Consider the following 21,416-nt stretch of genomic DNA (forward strand, 5'->3'; position numbering starts at 1 on the left):
AGTAATTTTCGTGAAGGGATAAGGGTTGTCGCGCAGAGGTATGCGGGGTCGTGTGTTATGAAAATCAGGCAGGCGGATTTTCATCACGCCTGCCGGCTGGGCGTCAGTCGTGATTCACGCGAGCGCGCTTGAGCAGTTTTTTGCAGCGTTCGGACAAGTGCAGCACGCGCAAGTGCTTGCCGGCCTTCGCGTAGCGTTCACGCAGCGTTTTTAGCGCGGCTAACGCCGAGTAGTCGACGAAGCTCAGGTGGCGACAATCGATCGTCACTACGGGTGGGTCGTTGGCGGGGTCGAACTGATTGAGAAAAGGCGTAGTCGAGGCGAAGAACAGCGTGCCATGTAGGTGGTAGAGCTTGCTGCCGTCCACTTCAAGATGACTGTCGGCATAAAGCTCGCGAGCCTGCTGCCAGGCGAAGTTGAGCGCCGCAATGATGATCCCGCAGAGCACTGCAGTGGCCAGATCGGTGAACACCGTAATGACCGTTACCGCGATGATCACCAACACGTCGTTCAGCGGCACCTTGTTCACCACCCGCAACGAAGCCCAGGCAAACGTCTGCTGCGACACCACGAACATCACCCCGACCAAGGCGGCCAGCGGGATGCGCTCGATCAGCGGCGACAAAAACAATATGAACAGCAGAATCAGCGCACCGGCCACCACACCGGACAGCCGACCGCGACCGCCGGAACTGAGGTTGATCACCGTCTGGCCGATCATGGCGCAACCGCCCATACCGCCGAATACACCAGAGACCACGTTGGCCGCCCCCAGCGCCACGCACTCACGATCCGGGAAGCCACGGCTCTCGGTGATCTCGTCGGTGAGGTTCAGGGTCAGCAGGGTTTCCAGCAGACCGACCAACGCCATCAATATCGCGTAGGGAGCGATGATGCGCAGGGTTTCCAGGGTCCAGGGAATGTCTGGCAGCGCAAAGGTCGGCAAACCGCCGGCGATGTGCGCCATGTCGCCCAAGGTGCGGGTCGGCAGACCGAGCAGATAAACCGCCAGACCAACGCCCAGAATCGCCCCCCGCGCGGGTGGCACGACGCGTGTCAGGCGCGGCAGCACGTAGACGATGGCCATCGTCACGGCAACCAGCCCTGCCATCAGGTACAGCGGCGTGCCGCTGAGCCAGACGTCACCGCTCTTGAAGTGCTCCAGCTGCGCCAGGGCAATGATGATCGCCAGGCCGTTGACGAAGCCGAGCATCACCGGGTGCGGCACCATGCGCACCAGCTTGCCCAGTTTCAGCAATCCGAACGCCAGCATGATCAGCCCACCCAGCAGCACGGTGGCCAGCAAATACTGCACACCGTGCTGCACCACCAACGCGACGATCACCACGGCCATCGATCCGGCAGCGCCGGACACCATGCCCGGCCGCCCACCGAAAAGTGCGGTCAACGTGCAAATGATGAAAGCGCCGTAAAGCCCCATCAATGGATTGAGGTGAGCAACCAGCGCGAAGGCGATGCATTCGGGTAGCAGGGCGAAAGACGTGGTGAGTCCGGCCAGGGTATCGGCGCGCAGACGTTTTGGATTCATGGCTGACCTAAAATACCGGCGGGAAAAGAGGGGACGGATGTTACGGAATTGAGGGCGGCCCGGCCAGTTATTGGGTCGCCAGAAACGCAATCGCGAGCAAGCTCGCTCCCACATTTGAATTCCACTCGACACAGATTTTGTGTACGACGAAGACCTCCTGTGGGAGCGAGCTTGCTCGCGATGGCAGCGACGCGGTCTAGAGCGAACTCACACCATCTCGTCACGAATCCATTCAATCACCGATGTCCGCTTCGGCGCCCAGCCCAGCAACTCACGCGCATGTTTACCGCGAACCCGGCTGTTGGAGCCCAGGCCATAGTTGGCCATTTCATACCCCCACTCGGCTTCGGCCTCTTTCAGCGGCCAGTCTTGTGGCTCACCCAGATTCAGCGCTTGGGCAATCGCAGTGGTCATGTCGATAAACGACGCTTCACCGCTTTCGACGAAGTAGAAGGTGCCCGGTACGTTTTTGGTCAGCGCCAGCAGGTACAGGGAAACCACGTCTTCGATGTGCACGTTGGACCAGATGTTCTGGCCGGTACCGACATGCCGGACCACACCACTTTTACGCGCCTGTTTCAGCAAACGCGGTAGCTGCACGCTGTCGCGTTTGACGCCCAGGCTATGGCCGTAGATCAGGGTGTTGCAGATGACTGCCGAGTTCACCCCGTCCTTTGCTGCGGCGAGGATCAGGTTGTCGATGGCCACACGAGCAGCCTTGTCGACGGTAGGTGCCGGCAGGTTGTCTTCGTAATAGATAACGTCGCTGGATTTGCCGCCCGACGCATCGCCAACAATGCTCGACCCGCTGGTGTGCAGGAACACTTTGTTGGAACCGCGAAGTGCATCGAGTAACGCTTCTACCGCGCCACGATGGTCGCTGCTGGCGGCGTTGATCACGGCGTCGGCAGCGCGGGCCTGTTCGGCCAGCAATGCGCTGTCGTCAAGCGTGCCGATTACTGGGGTGATACCCAGAGCACTCAGTTCATTGGCTTGTTCGTTGCTGCGCACCAGGCCGGTAACCTTGTGACCCGCCTGGACCAGACCGGTAGCGATTGAGCCGCCGATAAAACCGGCTGCACCGGTAACGAATACGTTCATGGAGAAACTCCCTGCGTTAATAAGTGATGCACCCAGTATCGAGGACCGATACCTGCGGAAACAGACAGCGTTGCCCAATTCACTCTTGCGCAGGGGTCACGAATCAGCCCTTGAAATCCGCATTCGCATAAACCGCCAACTTGCCTTGGATGAAGTCCAGGAAGCACTGAATCCGAAGGGCAAGTTGCGAGTTTCGGTAGTACACCGCGTTGATCGGCTGGCGATAACCGCTGTTGAAATCCGCCAACAGCACCTGCAAACGGCCGGCGCGGATGTCGTCGATGGTCATGAAATGCGACAGACAGGCAATGCCCTGACCTTCCAGCACCAAGTGCCTGATCGTCTCGCCGCTGGACGCGCTGATTGAAGCCTGAATCGGCCAGCGATCACCGTGAACGTAACGCAGCGGCCATTGGTTGAGGCCTTCGTTCTGGGTAAAGCCCAGCAGCGTGTGCCCGGACAAATCCGCCACTTCAACCGGTACACCGTGTTGTTCCAGATAGGCCGGGCTGGCAACGATGTGCAGCGGACTGCATCCCAAAGAGCGGGCATGCAACGTCGAGTCGGCGAGCGTGCCGATGCGGATGGCGATGTCAGTGCTTTGCTCGAGCAAATCGATGATCAGGTCGTTGCTGTTGAGCTCCAGCTGGATGTCCGGATAGAGCCGGCGGAACTCGTCGATGTACGGCACGATGGCGTGCAGCATGAACGGAGATGCGGCGTTGATCCGCAGGCGCCCGGACGGAGTTTGCTGGCGTGAAATCAGGCGTTCTTCGAGCTCGTCCATCTGATCGAGAATCAGCTTGGCGTGCTCGAAGAAGTACTTGCCCTCTTCGGTCAGGTCCATGCGCCGCGTGGTGCGATTGATCAGCGTGGTATCAAGTTTCGCCTCCAGCCGCGACAGCGTACGGCTGACCGCTGAAGGCGTTTGCCCGACCTGTTCGGCTGCAGCGGAAATCGACCCGCATTCAATCACGCAGACGAAAATCTGCAACTCATCGGATCTGGCTTTCACGGATGCCCCTCATTCAAAACTGGCTTGATAGTAGCTGGATGCGGGGCAAAAGGAACCTCACGCCGGCAGACCGAACACCTCGATCAAATGCTGCTCATAGCGTGCGACATCGGCTTCGACATTGGGGCGCTTCATCACATCGACCGCCAGGAACGTCGGCAAACCGGTCATGCCGAGGAACTCGTTGGCCTTGTGGAACGGGAAGTACACCGCGTCCACGCCCTTGGCTTCGAAGAAATCGGTCGGGTCGTCGAAGGCTTGCTGCGGCGCGTTCCAGGTCAGGGACAACATGTATTGCTTGCCCTGCAACAGGCCACCGCTGCCGTACTTTTGCGACGAGTCGGAGCGCGTACGGCCGTCACTGGCGTACAGGCTGCCATGACCTTCGGTGAAGACTTCGTCGATGTACTTCTTGACGGTCCAGGGCGCCCCCATCCACCAGCCGGGCATCTGATAAATGATCACGTCGGCCCAGATGAATTTGGCGACTTCTTCGGCGAGGTCGTACCCCTCGTCGATGAAGGTGGCTTTCACGTCGACGCCGCCGCGATCCAGCACGCTCAGCGCGGCTTCATGCAGGGTGGCGTTGTAACGGCCATCGGAGTGGGCAAATTTTTTGCCGCCATTGAGCAACAGGACTTTTTTCATGGGAAGTCTCGGAAGGTTGGAATTCGATGGCGGCAGAGTAACGATCTGCCTCGCGCGGAATAAGCGCTGGATTCACAACATTCATTTGACCAATACGCACGAATCGACAACCGATTGTTGCCATAAACTTGTGCCGATTCTGAACTTGAGGGAATTTCTGATGAGTGAAATGCAAGGCTTCATCCTGCATGCCAAGACCCGCCCGGAAAAATCCGACGCCTTTGAAGCGTTTTTCAGCGCTTATGTGCAAGCGAGCCGCGCCGAGCCCGGTTGCATCGAGTACCACATGTTGCGCGACAAACAGGACCCGACGCTGTTTATCTTCTACGAGATCTGGCAGTCCCAGGCTCACTTGGACGTGCACTCGAACCTGCCGCACATGAAGCAGTTCCTCGAGCAGCGCGATGAGTACCTGGAACGGGATTTCGATATCCGCGCCATCGAGATGCTTAGCCCGTCTTCCGCTACCCGCTGATCAACAAGTGGCCGCCGAGCACGCCCAGGCCGATGAAGAAAACACGCTTGAACAGCACGGCGCTGATCCGCTGGCGCAGCCATTGCCCCAGCAACATGCCGAGCACCGCCGGGATCAGCGCCAGCAACGACGCACTTAACTCGCCACCACCCAGCGCGCCACGCCATAACAGGCCGGCGGCCAGGGCCAGGGTCGAGACGGTGAACGACAGACCCAGCGCCTGCACCAGTTCATCTTTGCTCAAGCCCAGCGCTTGCAGATAAGGCACTGCCGGAATCACGAAGACGCCGGTGGCCGAGGTGATGACGCCAGTCAACAGGCCGCCAAGCGGACCGAGCCAGCGCTCGGTGTGACGGCCTACACGCAAGGTCGGTAGTAACAACCCGCTCAACGCATAGAGCAACAGCGCCGCGCCCAATCCCCGCACGACCCAATGACCACCGGCCATGCCGATCCACAACGTGCCGGCCCCGGTGCCGATGAAGATCGCCAACAGCATCGGCCACAGCCGTTTGATCAACCCCCGCAGATGCCCGCCGAATGCCAGTTGCCAGACATTGGTGAGCGTTGCGGGGATGATCAGCAGCGCGGCAGCCTGCGACGGCGCCATAGCCAGACCGAGCAAACCCATCGCAATGGTTGGCAGACCGAGGCCGATCACCCCCTTGATCATGCCGGCCAGCAGAAAGGTCGCGATGACCATCAACGAAAGGGTCAGACCGAGGTTTTGATAGAACGCGGCGAGAGTATTCATGGCGCTATCGTGGGCCTGGATTGGCCGCTTGAAAATCTGCCATATACTGAGGCAGCCTCTCGTCAAGCAATAGGCTGAAAACTTCGTCGTTTTGAAGGCCGCTATCGCGAGCAAGCTCGCGATAGCGGCCTTCCAGACAACACAGATCAAGAGGTTACCGATGCACTTCGACCTGACCGACCTGCGCCTCTACCTGAACATCCTCGACAGCGGCAACATCACTGCTGGCGCGGCTCGCAGCCATTTGTCCCTCGCGGCAGCGAGTGCGCGCATCCGCGCCATGGAGGCGTCATTGGGGATCGAGTTTCTGCAGCGAGGTCGCCGCGGTGTCAGCCCAACCCCGGCCGGCAAAGCCCTGGCGCAACACGCCCGTGTTCTGCTGCAACAGGCCGAACGCATGCAGCAGGATCTGGCCGAATACGCCAACGGCGTCAAAGGCCAGGTGCGGCTGCTGTGTAACACCACAGCGATGACCGAATACCTGCCGGAGTTGCTCGCGGACTTCCTTCGCGACCACCCCAACCTCGACATCGATCTTCAAGAACTGCCCAGTGCGCGCATCACCCACGCCTTGCGCCAAGGTGCGGCAGACCTGGGCATCGTCTCTGACGCCGTGGACACCGATGACCTGCAGATCCGCCCGTTTCGCGACGATCCGCTGGTGCTGATCATGCCCCACGATCATCCCTTGGCACACGCAGGTGTCGTGAGCTTCAACGATACCTTGCACCACGACTATGTCGGTCTGAACGCCAACAGCGCGATGGCGGCGTACCTGGAAGAACAGGCGCTGCACACCGGATCACGCCTGCAAATCCGCATCCGTGCCGACGGTTTCGAGGGTGTGATGCGCATGGTCGCTCGGGGGGCCGGGCTGGCGATCGTGCCCCTCGCGGCGGTTGAGCGCTGGCGTGGAGAACAATCCTTCAAGAGCCTCGCCCTGCGAGAACCTTGGGCCATGCGCAAACTGTTGCTCTGTGCTCGGGATTTCGCCGCCTTGCCTGGTTACGCCAAGGCCTTGCTGCACGCCTTGACTCTCCCCTGAGGGGCAGACTTTACCCTTGGGCTTTCATCTTCGAGGACAGAGACGATGGGCAAACGAATTCTGGTGATTCCGGGTCATCCGGCGAGCAACAGTTTCTGCGGCGCACTCGCCGAGCGTTACGCACAGTCGGCGGTGCGTGCCGGGCATGAGGTGCGCCAGTTGTTTCTGGGCGCAATGGACTTTGACCCGGTGCTGCGTGAAGGTTATCAACAGGTCCAACCAATGGAAGCCGACTTGCGCCGCGCCCAGGAGGACATTGTGTGGGCCGAGCACCTGACGCTGGTTTATCCGATCTGGTGGGGCGGAATTCCGGCATTGCTCAAGGGCTTTTTCGATCGAGTGTTCCTGCCGGGTTTCGCGTTCAAATACCGCGAAGGCAAAGCCTTTCCCGACAAACTCCTGCACGGCCGCAGCGCCCATTTGCTGGTGACCATGGACACGCCACCCTGGTATTACCGCTGGATCTATCGCATGCCTGGACTGCATCAGGTACGCAAAACCACGCTCGCGTTCTGCGGCATCAAGCCACAACGCACGCTCACGTTCGGCCCGATTCTCGGTTCCAGCGCTGGCCAGCGTGAAACCTGGTTGCTGCAGGCCCAGGCTATCGCCAGCCGCTGAGTCTGCCGATAATGCACCGGGTTACCACGGCGAAAAGGGACTTTCCATGTACATCGGCCAAGCCGCGCAACGCTCCGGAACCACGATCAAGAGCATCCGCCATTACGAGTCGATCGGCCTGCTGCCTGCCGCTCAGCGGTTGGGAAAATACCGCGTCTACGACCAGCAAAGCGTAGACCTGCTGATCTTCATCAAGTGCGCGCAGCAGCTGGGTTTCAGGCTCAAGGAATTGCAGTCAATCTTCGCCGGACACCAAGGGCCGCAAATGCCGTGGGAACTGGCCCATCAGGTCATTGCCGCCAAGAAGCAGGAAATCAGCGAGCGGATCGCTGCGCTGTTGCAGCAGCATTCGCAGTTGGTCGAGTTCGAAGCCAGCCTCGAACAGAGCCGGTTCGATTGCCCGCTGAGCAGTCTTTGAGGGCAATGCGCGTTTCTGGACAGCTCAATGTCGAGCACAGACAACTGACCGGTGGACGGGCGCTATAGGGTGCGACTTCAGTTCTCTAGTCCACTGCCCCGGAGTCCACATGACCGCACCTATTACCGTTCTTCGCGATACCCACCCACTGCCGGTGCTCGACGCCTGCAAATGGGAAAAACTCGAAGGCGACCCGCACACCGTCAACCTCAACGCCTACACCAGCGAAGACGGCAGCAAAATCATGGGCACCTGGATCTGCACGCCGGGCAAATGGTATGTGGAATACGTGAAGTGGGAATACTGCGATTTCCGCGAGGGGTACTGCATCATCACCCCAGAGGGAAAGGAGCCGATCCATCTGCGTGCCGGTGATATTTTCGTCATTGAGCCGGGCATGAAAGGCACGTGGGAAGTGGTTGAAACCGTGCGTAAGTATTTCGTGTTTGCCTGATGCAAAAAAACCGGGAGATCACCCAACGTGATTTCCCGGTAAATGTCGATAGGAACATGCAGCCATTGTGGGAGCGAGCTTGCTCGCGATGGCGGAGGATCATCCACAACCAGTGTTGACTGTGCCGCCCCCATCGCGAGCAAGCTCGCTTCCACAGGTTTTATTGGGGTTTGCGATAGCTGTTGATGATTGCCGAGAAGTCCTTGCCCCCTTCCCCACGCTGGCTCATCGCCTGATACAACTGCTGGGCCACCGCGCCGAGCACCACCGGTTGGTGCGCTTGACGTGCCGCTTCCGTGGCCAGCCCCAGATCCTTGAGCATCAGTTCGGCACCGAAACCACCGGTATAGCCGCGCGAGGCCGGCGCCGTTTCGACGATGCCCGGCCACGGGTTGTACATCTCCGAACTCCAGCAACGGCCGGTGGAACTGTTGATGATTCCGGCCAACACCGTCGTGTCGATCCCGAGCGCATCGCCCAGCGCCATGGCTTCGCTGACACCGACCATGGAGATCGCCAGCAGCAGGTTGTTGCAGATCTTGGCGATTTGCCCGGTGCCGACTTCGCCGCAATGGACGATGTTGCGGCCCATTTGCGCCAGCACCGGTTGCAGGGTAGCGAACAGCTCAGGGGTAGCGCCGACCATAAACGTCAGGGTCCCGGCTGCCGCACCGCCTGTACCTCCCGACACAGGCGCATCCGCCATGACCACGCCTTGCTTGGCCGCCGCCGCGGCAACATCACGCGCCGTCTGCGGATCGATGGTGCTGCAATCGACTGCCGGCACGCCCTTGCCGATACCCGCCAGCACGCCGTCTTCACCCAGCCACACGCTGCGCACATGCACCGCGGCGGGCAGCATGGTGATCACCAATTCTGCGCCTTGAGCGGCTTCACACGCCGAAGCGCTGATGCTGCCGCCCAGTTGCTCCAGCTCTGCCAGAACGGTTTTGTTCAGGTCGACCAGCCGTAGCGAATGGCCGGCCTTGATCAGGTTGCGCGCCATCGGCGCGCCCATGTTGCCGAGACCGATAAAAGCAATTTTCATGTCCGGCTCCTTAACGCAAGTTGATGGTGGTGTTCACACCGTCGTTGACGCTGTTGTCATCGAACCAGCGACTGGTGACAGTCTTGGTCTGAGTGTAGAACTGCACCACTTGCTTGCCATACGGACCGAGGTCGCCGAGTTTGGATCCGCGCGAACCGGTGAAGCTGAAAAACGGGACCGGCACCGGAATCGGGATGTTGATGCCGACCTGGCCGACGTCGATTTCGCTCTGGAACTTGCGCGCTGCCGCACCGCTTTGGGTGAACAGGCCGGTGCCGTTGCCGAACGGGTTGGCGTTGACCAGTGCGATGGCCTCATCGAGGGTCGCGACTTCCAGCACCACCAGCACCGGACCGAAGATTTCCTGGGTGTAGATCTGCATCTCGGGGGTTACGCCGGAGAACAGGGTCGGGCCGACAAAGTTGCCCTTCTCGAAGCCTGGAACCGTGATGTCGCGGCCGTCCAGTTCCAGCTTGGCGCCTTCCTTGATGCCGCTCTCGATCAGATCCAGAATCCGTGCCTTGGCTTTCTTGGAAATTACCGGGCCGACATCAGTGCCAGGCTCGCTGCCGGCATTTACTTTGAGTTTCTGCGCCAGTGCCTTCAGGTCTGGCAGCCATTGCTTGGCCGCGCCCACCAGCACCACGACAGATGTGGCCATGCAGCGTTGACCGGCCGCACCGAAACCGGCACCGACCAGCGCATTGAGCGCTTGTTCGCGGTTCGCGTCCGGCAGCACAACAGCGTGGTTCTTCGCGCCCATCATCGATTGCACGCGTTTGCCGTGTTTACCGGCCAGGTCGTAGACGTGAGTGCCGACGGCGGTCGAACCGACGAAGGAAACAGCCTTGATGTCCTTGTGGGTGCAGAGCGCATCCACCACGTCTTTACCGCCATGAACGACGTTGAGCACGCCCGCCGGAACACCGGCCTCGATCGCCAGTTCCACCAGCAGCATGGTCGACATCGGGTCCTGTTCGGACGGCTTGAGCACGAAGGTGTTGCCGCAGGCGATGGCCATCGGGAACATCCACAGCGGAATCATCGCCGGGAAGTTGAACGGCGTGATGCCGGCGCAAACGCCGATTGGTTGACGCAGGGTGTAGGTATCGACGCCGCCAGCAACGTTCTCGGCGAACTCGCCCATTTGCAGGCTGCCGATAGAGCAAGCGTGCTCGACCACTTCCAGGCCGCGGAAGATATCGCCTTCAGCGTCGGCGATGGTTTTGCCTTGTTCGTTGCTGAGCACCACGGCGATGCGCTTGGAGTGTTCGCGAATCAACGCCTGGAGCTTGAGCATGATGCGCATCCGCGCGCCGATCGGCGTCAGCTTCCAGGTCTGGAAGGCGCGATGAGCGGCGCTGATCGCGGCGTCGACTTCCTGCGCGGTTGCGAACGGCACTTTCGCCAGCACTTGCTGGGTCGCCGGGTTGACGATGTCGTGCCACTCGGTGGTTTGGGACTCGACCCACTCGCCGTTGATCAACAGCTTTACCGTTTGGACAGTGGTTTCGTTTGGCGTGAGCGATGCGTTCATGTTGGGTCTCCGGGACGTTGTTCTTATTTAGAGAGCTATCTAGGGAGCCAAGGCGAGAAAGTCGCCTTGAGATGAGGCGCGTATTGCGAATTGGTTGTCGGACTGTTTTTGGAGTATAGATGTGCAAACTTCTAATAAGAACGCACATAAAAGCCGGTCCATCATGCAAAAAAACATCACGTCTCTAGGCTCGTTGAACTGGGATGACCTCAAGTTTTTCCTTGAAGTCGCCCGCACCCGCAAGGCCAGCACCGCGGCGAAGCGCCTGGCGGTCGACTACACCACTGTGTCGCGGCGCATCAGCTCGCTGGAAGCGGCGTTGGGCACTTTGCTGTTCGAGAAATCCCGGACCAGCGGTTTTGTCCTGACCGCCGAAGGCCAGCGGTTGCTCGGTTACGCCGAGTCGATTGAAAGCACACTGCACATGGCCTGCGAGCAGGTTTCGGGGTCCGGGGTGGCGTTGTCCGGGCACGTGCGCATGGGCTGCACCGAAGGCTTCGGCAGCTTTTTCATCACTCCGCAGCTAAGCCATTTCGTCGACGCCTACCCGGCAATCTCCGTGGACATCCTGCCGCTGCCGCACTTCATCAGCCTGTCCAAGCGCGAGGCGGACATCGTCATCGCGTTGGAGCGCCCGGAGCATGGTCCGTACGTCTGCTGCAAACTCTGCGATTACCGATTACAGCTCTACGCGACCCAGGATTATCTGGATAAGCACCCACCGATCCGCCGCCCGGCTGACTTGGGCAAACATTCATTCATTAGTTATGTCGACGATCTGGCGTTCAGCTCGGAGCTGTTGTACCTGGCAAACGTGTTGCCCGGCGCCAGTGCCAACCTGCGCAGCACCAGTGTGATTGCGCAATTCGTCGCCGCGCAGCAAAGTCGGTCGCTGGCGATTCTGCCGTGCTTTCTGGCGGCCCAGGATCCGCGATTGCTGCCGGTGCTGCCGGAGGAAATCAACATCACTCGACAGTTCTGGATGTACTGCCGCGAGGACCTGCGCAAGCTCAAGCGGATCACCCTGCTGTGGGACTACATCCGCGCGGTCACTGAGCAGAATCAAGGTCTGTTGATGGGTGAAAGTCGGGAGATGCTGTTCGCCGATTAGTTGGCGTTCACCTCATCCAACTCCAGCATCAACCCGCTCAAGCGCTTGACCTTGCGCCGCACCGCCTCCTCGAATACGCCGGAGCGAGGTTCGATCAGGGTGAACCAGTTTTTGGCCCGGGTAATCCCGGTATAGATCAATTCCTTGGTGAGCACAGGGTTCAGGGCATCCGGCAAAATCAACGCCGTATGGGCAAATTCCGAGCCCTGGGATTTGTGCACCGTCATGGCGTACACGGTTTCAACATCATTGAGCCGGCTCGGCAGAACAAAACGTACGCCGCCCTGACCATCATTTCGCGGGAACGCCACACGCAGCACCTGCTTCCCAGCCTCGGGCCCCTCACGTTCCGGTAGCTTGAGGGCAATGCCGATGTCGCCGTTCATCAAACCCAGACCATAGTCATTGCGGGTCATCAGCACCGGCCGACCTTCGTACCACTGCTGGTCGCTGTCGATCAGCCGAGCCTTGAGCAGCGCGGCGGTCACGCGTTGATTCAAACCTTCAACGCCCCACGGCCCTTTGCGTACGGCGCACAACAACTGGAAGGTGTCGAAGGCTTGCAGCACCTGGCGAGCCCAATCGGCCCAGCAGGGATCATCGAGCGTGCTGTCGAGCGATGGTCGCAGGCTGCGCAAGAGACTCAGGTAATGGCGATAACCCTGCGGTCCACCGCCATGCCCCTCAAGCAGCAAGCGTTCCAACGCCCGGTCCTGTTCCCCCTTGAGGGACAGGGAAAACACGTCGTCATGACTTCGAGCCGCCAACAACTTGCGAGCTTCCTCGGGTTGCTGCTGGTTAACCCAACGAGCCAGTTGGCCGATGCCGCTGCCCTCGCCGAACCGGCGTGAATGACGCAGCATCACAACTTGCTGGGCCAGCGGATGAGTCCCTTGGGTGTCTTCCTGCAAACCGCTGGCATCGAGGCTTTCACCACTGACAGCTTGCAGCCACAGGCGAGTCTGTGGGCTGTACCAACCGGCCTCGGCGTCGCGGCACAGGTCGCCCAGCACGGCGCCGGCCTCCACCGATGCCAGTTGGTCCTTGTCCCCGAGCAACACCAAGCGGGCATGGGCCGGCAACGCATCGAGCAGGTTGGCCATCATTTCCAGATCGATCATCGAGGCTTCGTCCACCACCAACACATCCAGCGGCAAGCGATTACCGGCGTGGTGACGGAAGTGTCGAGTACCGGGACGACTGCCGAGCAGACGGTGCACGGTGGTAACGTCTGACGGGATCTTCACGCGTACGGTTTCATCGACTTCCAGCGTCCTGACCTGCTGACTGATGGACTCCGTCAATCGGGCTGCAGCCTTGCCGGTGGGTGCCGCGAGACGGATGCGCAACGGCTTGCCAGCCTCCACTGCCGGCGCCTGGAGCAACGCCAACAAACGCACGACCGTCGTCGTCTTGCCGGTCCCCGGGCCACCGGTAACGATGCTGAACGCGCTGCGGGTGGCGAGGGCGCAGGCGAGTTTCTGCCAGTCAATCACTGCGCCAGGCTGGGCTGGGCCGAACAAACGGGTGAGGCGCTGGGAAAAATCATCCGGTGTGGTTTCGTGTTCGACCAAGCGTTGACGCAGCGAGGTGTCGATACGCCGTTCGTAAGCCCAGTAGCGACGCAAGTACAGACGTTTGCCCGATAACACCAATGGCCGATGCTGCGCGGCCTCGCGACCATCGACCGCCAATGCGACCAGACTGCTGGAGGCCAGGACCTTGCACCAATGAGCACCGTCCAGCGCCTCAAGCAATTGCGACGGCAACAACATCGCGCCGCTTTGCACATCACCTTCCGGTGGCAGCGACAGGGCGAAGTCCGGCTCCTTGAGCGTCTCGAACAGATCCAGGCACACATGACCGTGGCCCAACTGATGACTGGCCAACGCGGCGGCCAGCAGCACCAGTGGATCATCGCCGGGAGCGAGCTCATGAAGAAAAGCGACAAAGGCTTTGTCCAGCGCTCGCAGCCAGCCGCGCTCAACCCAGCGCGTCAGCAACAAGAGCAAGTCATCGGCGCGACTCAACGGCGCCAGATCCGCTAGGCTTTCGGCTGTCAACGAAGTAGGCAGCAAATCCGCGAAAGTGCGACTCATAGCAAAACTCCCTGTTCCCAGGCGGGTTCGGCCTTGGGTTCTGGCTTGCCCTGGAACATCCGGTCCAGACGCTCGATCAGCGCTCTTGGAGGACGGGCGAAATACACGCCTTGGCTGGACGCGCGCGTACCGCGCAGGAACAGGTACAGCGCACCGCCGACATGCCGGTCGTAGTCGTAATCGGCAAGTCGCGCCTTGAGCTGGCGATGCAGGGCCAACAGGTACAGCACGTATTGCAGGTCGTAACGGTTGTCGAGAATCGACTGTTCCATGGCCTGCTCGGTGTAGGCCGCGTCATCGACGCCCAGCCAGTTGGATTTGTAGTCAGCGACGTAGTAGCGGCCGTCGTGCTCGAATGTCAGGTCGATGAAGCCTTTGAACATGCCATTGAGCAACACCGGCTCGGCAGCCACCCGGGCCACACCGTTGTGGGTGTATTGGCGCACCAGTTCATCGAGCTTGAGCACATCGACTTTATGACTGGCGAACCAGAATTCCATCTCGACCCGGTACTGGGTCAATTGCTCGAATACCACGGGGGCCTGCCCACTGCCGATATGCAGCGGGGACGTAAGCAGGTGCTGCAACCAGTCGCTCAGGGCGGTTATCCAGCCCTCCCAGCCACGACGGTTGCAACGACGGGCAATGGCGTCTTCCACCGCTTGCGGCGTGGCGACAAAACCTTCATCACCGGCCCATTCAAGCAAGCCATGGAGAAAGGTGCCGGGGCTCGGGCCGCGAGGGAATCGATGAATATCAGCACCACCGGCCACCACTTCTCGTGGTGCTTGCGGATCGAGGCGTTCGTCGTCGAAGAGTTTTTGCGCTTGCGGGCTCTCCGGCGCTTCATCAGTACCCACGCTCATGCTGTCGCCAATGCGCAGGGCACTGTAGGAGGCAATCCACCAGTTTTCGCTGGCCTTGCGTTTGGGTATCAGCGGAGCAAGCAACGTCGCATCGTTGTGTGGCGGATGGTAGTGCTCGACGGTCACTTCAGGCATTTCACCGTAGCTCAGCGCAGGACAGTCCTGCTGCAGGTCTTCCAGCCAACGCTTCAAGCCTGCCGATTCGGCCAATGGTGCTCCGCCGCCCAGCAGATAACCCAATGCTGACAGGTGCAGCACCGAGCTGTTGTTGTTACCGCGCTTGAGATCGGTTACTCCGAGCCAGCAGGCGTGTTGCGCCCGGGTCAGGGCTACGTATAGCAAGCGCAGATCCTCGGCAAGACGCTCATCATCCGCCTGAACAATCAACTCGGCTGTCGGCCTCAAGGTCACTTGAGCCTTGCCGCTTTCGTCGTGGTAATGCAGCGGCAGACGGCTGCCATCCACCGGCTTCGCCGAGCAAATGAACGGCAGGAACACCAAGGGATACTCAAGCCCCTTGGACTTGTGAATGGTCACGACTTTGACCAGTTGTTCGTCGCTCTCCAGACGCAGGATCTGCTCTTCGCCGGCTTGACCGGACAACGCCAGATGCTCGGACAAATGACGGATCAGCGCTTGCTCACCATCGAGTTCGGCGGCCGCCTGTTGCAGCAACTCGGACAGGTGCAGCAAATTGGTCAGCACCCGCTCGCCGTCACTGCGCGTGATCAATGTCTGTGGCAGCTGGAAGTCATGCAGCAATCGCCGCAGCATTGGCAACACGCCCTGCTTGCGCCAGAGCTCGCGATAATGGCGGAACTGCATGACCCGCGCTTCCCAGGCCAGTTCGTCCTGATTGAGCCGTTCCAGTTCGGCCAGTGACAGGTTCAGCGTGATGCAGGCCAACGCGGCTCGCAGCGGACGCTCGACATCCGGCTCGGCACAAGCTTTGAGCCAGGTCAGCAGATCGTGGGCCTCCTGGGCGGCAAACACCGAGTCCTTGTCCGACAGATAGACGCTGCGCACGCCACGAGCGGAGAGTTCGCCGCGCACAGCGTGGGCCTCTTTACCGTCGCGGACCAGGATCGCGATATCCGCTGGCAGCAAACCTCTGAAGTCCTTGCCGTCCTGTATGAAACCCGCGCGACCTTGTTGCCCTCCGTTGAGCAATGCGCTGATTTCACTGGCGCAGGCGGCAGCGAGTTGTTGTCGGTACACCGCGCCGGACAGCGGCTGATCGGCGCACAGGTGCCAGATGTTCAGGGCGGGCACGACTTGGCCGTCGATGTGCAAAACTTCTTTGCGCCCTTGGGATTCGACGGGCAGGAACGGTACCGGGTTTTCGCCATTCTTTTCACGAAACAGAAACGCGCCTCGCCCGGTCTCGCGAGACTCGGCACGCTCGAACACATGGTTGACCGCACGGACCATGCCATGGCTGGAACGGAAATTCGTATCCAGGGTATGCAGCCGGCCAGCGGTGGCCTGGCGGGCGCGCAAGTAGGTGTAGATGTCGGCACCGCGGAACGCGTAGATCGCTTGCTTGGGGTCGCCGATCAGGAACAGACCGCATTCGGGATTGTTGTCTTCGATGCGATAGATGCTCTCGAAAATTCGGTACTGCACCGGGTCGGTGTCCTGGAACTCATCGATCAGCGCCACCGGAAACTGCTCGCGAATCAGGGTCGCCAGCCGCTCACCGCCATCAGACTGCAACGCTGCGTCGAGGCGCAGCAGCATGTCATCGAAGCCCATCTCCGCACGGCGACGCTTCTCTTCTTCGAACCGCGTGCCAACCCACTGGGCGGCGTGTTGCAGCACGGCGGCATCAGGTGTCGGCAATCCATCGAGACTGGCCTTGAGACCGGGCATAGCATCCAGTCCCGGATGACTGGGTGGTTCGCCCTTCCAGGCTTCAGCCATACCCTCGGGAGTCAGGCGCGTGAATCCGGTGCCGATATCCAGTTGCTCAAGGGATTCGTCTTCAGCCCAGGCCCTGATCTTTTCGAACCAGGGTTCGAAATAGCGCGCCTGCATCTTGCGACCGTCGACGCTCTTGCTCGCAATACCCTGGTGACAAATGGCAAGCAGTTCGTCCGCCCACTGGCGCCAGGGCATCTTGAGCTCGAGCAACGCATCCCGTCGCTCTTGCAGACACTCCGTAATCAGCTCGGCAGGCTCTTTACCTTCAACGCTGTCTCGCTCACTGGCGAACAAACCACGTACTCGCGGCAGCAATGCTGCCGGACCGCCCCAATTGCCGCGCACCCAGTTCAGCGCATCACCTTGCATCGGGTAGCAAAACAGGCGCCAGTAATCGCGCAGGACTTCGCCCAGCAAATCGCTGTGATCGGTTTCCAGGGTCTGTGTAAACAGACTGCCACTGTCGAACGCGTGCTCGCGCAACATGCGCTGGCACCAACTGTGGATGGTCGAAACGGCCGCCTCGTCCATCCACTGCGCGGCGATGTCCAGGCGGTTTGCGCACCCCGGCCACTGCTCGGGTAGGTACTCCGCGCGAAGCTCCGCGATAAGGCTATCGGGCGCCGATGTTTCATCACGGAAAAACCGTGCAGCTTCAGCAAGACGTGTGCGGATACGTTCGCGCAATTCTTTGGTCGCGGCATCGGTGAACGTCACAACGAGGATTTGCGGCGGCAACAGTTCACGTCCGAAGCCACTCGACTCTGCGCCGTGGCCGAGGACCAGACGCAGATACAGCGCGGAAATGGTGAAAGTCTTGCCGGTCCCGGCGCTCGCTTCGATCAGTTGGCTACCGCGCAGAGGAAATGCCAAGGCCAGAGGTTTTGTGGTCATGCGCGCGCCTCCTCGCTGCTCAATGAACGCCAAGGCGTTTCAAGCAGCGGCCGGTACAATGCGTTGCACCAATCCGGGAACGTTTCGTCTGCGGTAAGCGAGTCGAAGTCGGCGAACTGCCGGGCGAGTGCCGGGCTTTCGCGACGCTCGCCGTCGGTGGTCAGGCCATCGCCTTCATAGGCCTTGCGGGCTGCGGCCTGGGCTTTGACCGGATCAGTTTGCCCAAGCCATGCGAAGCCGGTCTTCACTGCAATCGGCAGTGGTTGACGCATGCCCGCTTGCCAAGCCATTAACAGCTCGCCCAGAATCCGCAAGGCTGCACCCTCCTCCATCGGACCGAGCAGCAGACTGTCGTCGCTGGCCACCAACGCGGTGGTCATCGCCATACCACTGGCGCAGGCGACCAGATGATTGACCCAAGGACGTGTCAGTCGATGCCATTTGCGAGACTTGATTGAGCCGATGCTGTTGGGGATTGTAGTGACTGAAAGCAAACCACCGTCCGCACGCTGATGCAGGCCGCTGAGCCAACCTTCCAGGCGCAGCCCCTGCAACTCCAGACTCACTGGCAGAGCGTTGGTGAGCGGCGTTGGCCATAGCGCCAAAAGCTGTTGGTAACGCTGCAACAGATCCGGCAATGGTTCGATCAGCTCTCGCTGAAGGCATTCGCCGAATCCGGCCATGGGCAGAAGCCCACTGTTTTGCAGACGTTTGGCCTGTGCTTCCAGTATCTGATCGGTGCTATCCAGATGTCCCAGCGCCGCTTCGAGCAAGCTGTCGCTGAGGCTGTAACGTTGCAACGCATCGAGTACAAATGGCTCTTCATCAGCCAAGGGCACTTCAGCCGCTTCGAAGTACACCTTCAGTCGTTGACTGAAGAAATGCCGCACAGGATTACGCAGAAAGTCCTGCAGTTGACCGAGACTCAGCGGCTCCTCCTGAACGTAGGGATCCAGGACATCAATGTCAGTCGACGGCTCACTGGTTTGATGCAGCACCTGCCATTCATTCGCGTAGCTGAACAAATCATCGCCTGCATGGAAGTAGCGGGCGCTGAACGGTTGCAGTGGATGTTCCTGAGTGATGGCCTCAAGCAGATCTTCGTCGACATCATGCAGTCGCCAACCGCTGGCCAGATGATCTCGCAATTGGCCAATCAGTACCGACGCAGGGCGTTCACTGTTATCGCGAATGCTACGACCGACCCAGCTGATATAGAGTTGGTCACGTGCCGACAACAGCGCTTCCAACAGCAAATAGCGGTCATCTTCACGACGGGAGCGATCGCCAGGGCGGTAGTCACTGCCCATGAGGTCGAAGTCCAGTGGCGGTTGGGCACGCGGGTAGTCCCCGTCATTCATGCCCAGCAGGCAGACCAGTTTGAACGGGATCGCTCGCATGGGCATCAAGGTGCAGAAGTTAACCGCACCGGCCAGAAAACGCTGGGAAAGGCGGCCTTGGTCGAGACCGGCGAGCCAGGCTTCACGGACCACGGTCAACGGCAGTTCATCATGCAAGCCAACTGACTCGCACGTCTCAAGCCAGGTTTCACGCAGTTCTTCGAGTTGGGCCAACACGTAGTCGTCATGCTCGTTACTGGCCAGAAAAAACAACTGAACCAGTGCGTGCAATCGAAAGCCCCATTGTTTGGGTGCTGCGGGTTGAGAGAGTTCCTGGTGGGCAATCTCCAATGCGTCCAATAGTGCGACCAAAGGCCCAATGAGCGCGGCATCCAGACCACCGATCTCGTCATAGGGCTCGATACCCTCGCAAGCACTGGCACTGCCCACGGCATAACCGAGCAGCATCCGTCGCAGCCCGAAACGCCAACTGTTTTGTTCCAGCTCCTGCGGTAGACCGAGACCCGCGCGCTGCTCGGCATTTATGCCCCAGCGGATGCCTGCGCCTTCGATCCAACGGTGCAGGGTCGGCAGATCACGTTCCTCTACACCGAAGCGAGCGCGTAGTGCAGGAACATCCAGCAGATCGAGGATCTCGCTCACGGGGAAACGGCTGTCGGGCAGTTTGAGCAGATGTTCGATAGCAATCAGTAGCGGGTCTCGGCCACGTTGGCCTTGATCGGCGAGGGTGAAGGGAATGAAACGCGGATCATGGCGTTCAAGCTGAGCAAATACAGCACGAATATGCGGTGCGTAGCTGTCGATGTCCGGGACCATCACGATCACATCGCGAGGCCTTAATTCCGGATCAGCACTGAAGCGTGCAAGCAACTGGTCGTGAAGGATCTCCACTTCGCGCTGGGCGCTGTGGGCAATGTGAAAACGGATCGACTCGTCCTTTGCCGGATCTACAGCTGGCCAGCGCTCGCGAGTCTCGTTCAATGGACGCAACTCAAAAATGTCGTCCTGCAATTGATTGAGCATGTTCTGTGGCTGGCTGTCGCTGAACAGGTCGATACGGCCATCGCGGAATGCCGAGCGATAGCTGTTGGGATCGTCGTAGCTGTCGAGCAGATTGATATAGTCCCGCCCCTGCTTGCCCCACGCTGCCAGTAGTGGATGGGCATGCTGGTGAAGGGTTTGCGGGTCTAGCACAACCGGCATTCCGCTCTTGCGAGCCTGACGCTTGTATTGATGTCGCAAAAGGTCTTTATCGGCGACGATGTCCGCCCAATGGTGACGACACGGGTTGTGCACGCAGAGCAGAACCTGGCTGAACCGGGCCAGCCCCGCCAGTGCTTCCAGGGCTTGAGCAGGCAGTGACGAAATCCCGAAAACGATTACCCGTGAAGGCAATCCGCTAGGGGCGACGTCGAGACTGTTGATGCGCTCGATAAACCGTTGATGGACGCCGGCTCGGCTTTGCGCCATGCCTTGTTCCCCCACATCCAGTAACAGCGCTCGCCACAATTCTGCCTGCCAGCAGTTAGCCGGGGTCAGAGGTTTGGTTTCGCCTCTGCCATTTCGTAATTGATGGCGACCTTCTGCCCAGTCTTCAAGCCAGTCGGCCCTGTACACCTGATATTGGTCGAACAGATCCGCCAGTCGCTCCGCCAATTGATAGCGTTTACGTAAGTCTGTGTCATTCGTAAGGAAGCGCTGCTGGGGTTCGAAGTGCGGTTGGTTGATCAACTGCGGAAGCAGACGCATCAGACGCCAGGTCAAGGGAGCTTTATCGAGCAGGGATTTGACCGGGATTTCGTCACGTCCAAGCACCATGCGATAGAGCTGCCACATGAAGCTACCCGGTAGCTGCACGTCGATGGCTGCAGCGATTCCGCAGCCGCCCATGTCATCGTCTTCAGGGTCTTCTGCCAGTGCCAGCTTCAGCCATTGGGCGATGCCGTTGCTTTGAACCAGGGCAATTTCATTTTCCAAGGGAGCCAACGGGTAACGCCGCATCCAGCTGACCACCAGGCTGCGCAACTCGTCCAGGCGGTTGCCGTGAACCACCATAAAACCAGCACTGAGGGACGTCGCGTCCGGCATAAAGGCTTCCTTGGGAAAATACAAAAGCTAGGGCCGAACCTTAGCATTGTCGGGAGACTGTGGCAGCCGGGAGCTGTCCGGTATTGCTGTACGAACTTTCCTGCGAACAAAACAAAACCCCTACCTGCATACGCAGATAGGGGTTTCGGAATTTAATCTTGACGATGACCTACTCTCACATGGGGAAACCCCACACTACCATCGGCGATGCATCGTTTCACTGCTGAGTTCGGGATGGGATCAGGTGGTTCCAATGCTCTATGGTCGTCAAGAAATTCGGGTACTGAGTCGTGACCTGATGGTCTCGCTTCAGCAAATTGGGTATGTGATAGCTTTCGGTGTTTTGTGAGCATCTCGAACTTTCGGTTCGTTTCGTCTTCACACACCGCAATCTGGCGCTCTTTCGCTT

At 59.8% G+C, this 21,416-nt stretch carries 16 protein-coding genes and 1 rRNA gene; 6 read left to right on the forward strand and 11 right to left on the reverse strand.

Features of this window, described 5'->3' with window-relative positions; all coding sequences use genetic code 11:
- Positions 1–103 precede the first annotated feature (103 nt).
- From MO767_RS08015 to MO767_RS08030, 4 genes are all read right to left on the reverse strand, one after another.
- Positions 104–1,549 (reverse strand): SulP family inorganic anion transporter, encoded by a 1,446-nt coding sequence (locus MO767_RS08015; RefSeq protein ID WP_282480082.1) that lies wholly within the window; start codon positions 1,547–1,549, stop codon positions 104–106.
- A 207-nt stretch (positions 1,550–1,756) separates the two neighbouring features.
- On the reverse strand, positions 1,757–2,650 hold the full coding sequence (locus tag MO767_RS08020; RefSeq protein ID WP_282480083.1) for an NAD-dependent epimerase/dehydratase family protein: 894 nt from the start codon (positions 2,648–2,650) through the stop codon (positions 1,757–1,759).
- Between the two features lie 103 nt (positions 2,651–2,753).
- The gene (locus MO767_RS08025; RefSeq protein ID WP_282480084.1) at positions 2,754–3,665 is read right to left on the reverse strand and encodes a LysR family transcriptional regulator; all 912 of its coding nucleotides are present in this window, start codon (positions 3,663–3,665) and stop codon (positions 2,754–2,756) included.
- A gap of 57 nt (positions 3,666–3,722) precedes the next feature.
- Entirely contained in the window at positions 3,723–4,313 is a 591-nt protein-coding gene (locus MO767_RS08030) for an NAD(P)H-dependent oxidoreductase (RefSeq protein ID WP_282480085.1), read from the reverse strand.
- Positions 4,314–4,473: 160 nt separating this feature from the next.
- Between MO767_RS08030 and MO767_RS08035 the strand changes: the two genes are divergently transcribed.
- Positions 4,474–4,788 carry a putative quinol monooxygenase gene (locus MO767_RS08035; protein WP_282480086.1) on the forward strand — a complete coding sequence of 105 codons (315 nt, stop codon included), beginning with the start codon at positions 4,474–4,476 and terminating at the stop codon, positions 4,786–4,788.
- On the opposite strand, the gene MO767_RS08040 is transcribed toward MO767_RS08035, so the two are convergent.
- Positions 4,778–5,542, reverse strand: a complete 765-nt coding sequence (locus tag MO767_RS08040) for a sulfite exporter TauE/SafE family protein (protein ID WP_282480087.1) — start codon at positions 5,540–5,542, stop codon at positions 4,778–4,780. The genes MO767_RS08035 and MO767_RS08040 overlap by 11 nt on opposite strands.
- Before the next feature lie 160 nt (positions 5,543–5,702).
- Between MO767_RS08040 and MO767_RS08045 the strand changes: the two genes are divergently transcribed.
- From MO767_RS08045 to MO767_RS08060, 4 genes are all read left to right on the forward strand, one after another.
- Positions 5,703–6,587 carry a LysR substrate-binding domain-containing protein gene (locus tag MO767_RS08045; protein WP_282480088.1) on the forward strand — a complete coding sequence of 295 codons (885 nt, stop codon included), beginning with the start codon at positions 5,703–5,705 and terminating at the stop codon, positions 6,585–6,587.
- Between the two features lie 45 nt (positions 6,588–6,632).
- Complete coding sequence (locus tag MO767_RS08050; protein ID WP_282480089.1) at positions 6,633–7,208, forward strand: NAD(P)H-dependent oxidoreductase; 576 nt, start codon at positions 6,633–6,635, stop codon at positions 7,206–7,208.
- Between the two features lie 46 nt (positions 7,209–7,254).
- Positions 7,255–7,626 (forward strand): MerR family transcriptional regulator, encoded by a 372-nt coding sequence (locus MO767_RS08055; protein WP_282480090.1) that lies wholly within the window; start codon positions 7,255–7,257, stop codon positions 7,624–7,626.
- A 109-nt stretch (positions 7,627–7,735) separates the two neighbouring features.
- Complete coding sequence (locus MO767_RS08060) at positions 7,736–8,080, forward strand: cupin domain-containing protein (protein WP_007946320.1); 345 nt, start codon at positions 7,736–7,738, stop codon at positions 8,078–8,080.
- Between the two features lie 160 nt (positions 8,081–8,240).
- Here MO767_RS08060 and mmsB read toward each other — a convergent pair whose 3' ends face one another.
- Together mmsB and MO767_RS08070 are read right to left on the reverse strand one after the other, a co-directional pair.
- On the reverse strand, positions 8,241–9,128 hold the full coding sequence (gene mmsB / locus MO767_RS08065) for a 3-hydroxyisobutyrate dehydrogenase (RefSeq protein WP_282480091.1): 888 nt from the start codon (positions 9,126–9,128) through the stop codon (positions 8,241–8,243).
- A 10-nt stretch (positions 9,129–9,138) separates the two neighbouring features.
- Positions 9,139–10,665, reverse strand: coding sequence for a CoA-acylating methylmalonate-semialdehyde dehydrogenase (locus MO767_RS08070; RefSeq protein WP_282480092.1), 1,527 nt, complete (start codon positions 10,663–10,665; stop codon positions 9,139–9,141).
- A gap of 163 nt (positions 10,666–10,828) precedes the next feature.
- On the opposite strand from MO767_RS08070, the gene MO767_RS08075 reads away from it, so the two are divergent.
- Positions 10,829–11,776, forward strand: coding sequence for a LysR family transcriptional regulator (locus MO767_RS08075; RefSeq protein ID WP_282480093.1), 948 nt, complete (start codon positions 10,829–10,831; stop codon positions 11,774–11,776).
- On the opposite strand, the gene recD is transcribed toward MO767_RS08075, so the two are convergent.
- The 4 genes from recD to rrf form a co-directional block, all read right to left on the reverse strand.
- On the reverse strand, positions 11,773–13,875 hold the full coding sequence (recD, locus tag MO767_RS08080) for an exodeoxyribonuclease V subunit alpha (protein ID WP_282480094.1): 2,103 nt from the start codon (positions 13,873–13,875) through the stop codon (positions 11,773–11,775). The two genes, MO767_RS08075 and recD, sit on opposite strands and share 4 nt — an antisense overlap.
- Positions 13,872–17,558, reverse strand: coding sequence for an exodeoxyribonuclease V subunit beta (recB, locus tag MO767_RS08085; protein WP_282480095.1), 3,687 nt, complete (start codon positions 17,556–17,558; stop codon positions 13,872–13,874). The genes recD and recB overlap by 4 nt, the downstream gene beginning before the upstream one ends.
- Positions 17,555–21,007, reverse strand: a complete 3,453-nt coding sequence (gene recC / locus MO767_RS08090) for an exodeoxyribonuclease V subunit gamma (protein ID WP_282480096.1) — start codon at positions 21,005–21,007, stop codon at positions 17,555–17,557. The genes recB and recC overlap by 4 nt, the downstream gene beginning before the upstream one ends.
- Before the next feature lie 156 nt (positions 21,008–21,163).
- Positions 21,164–21,279: ribosomal RNA gene (gene rrf / locus MO767_RS08095) — 5S ribosomal RNA — on the reverse strand.
- Positions 21,280–21,416 lie beyond the last annotated feature (137 nt).

It is taken from the genome of Pseudomonas sp. UYIF39 (assembly GCF_029963765.1).
Classification (GTDB): Bacteria; Pseudomonadota; Gammaproteobacteria; order Pseudomonadales; family Pseudomonadaceae; genus Aquipseudomonas.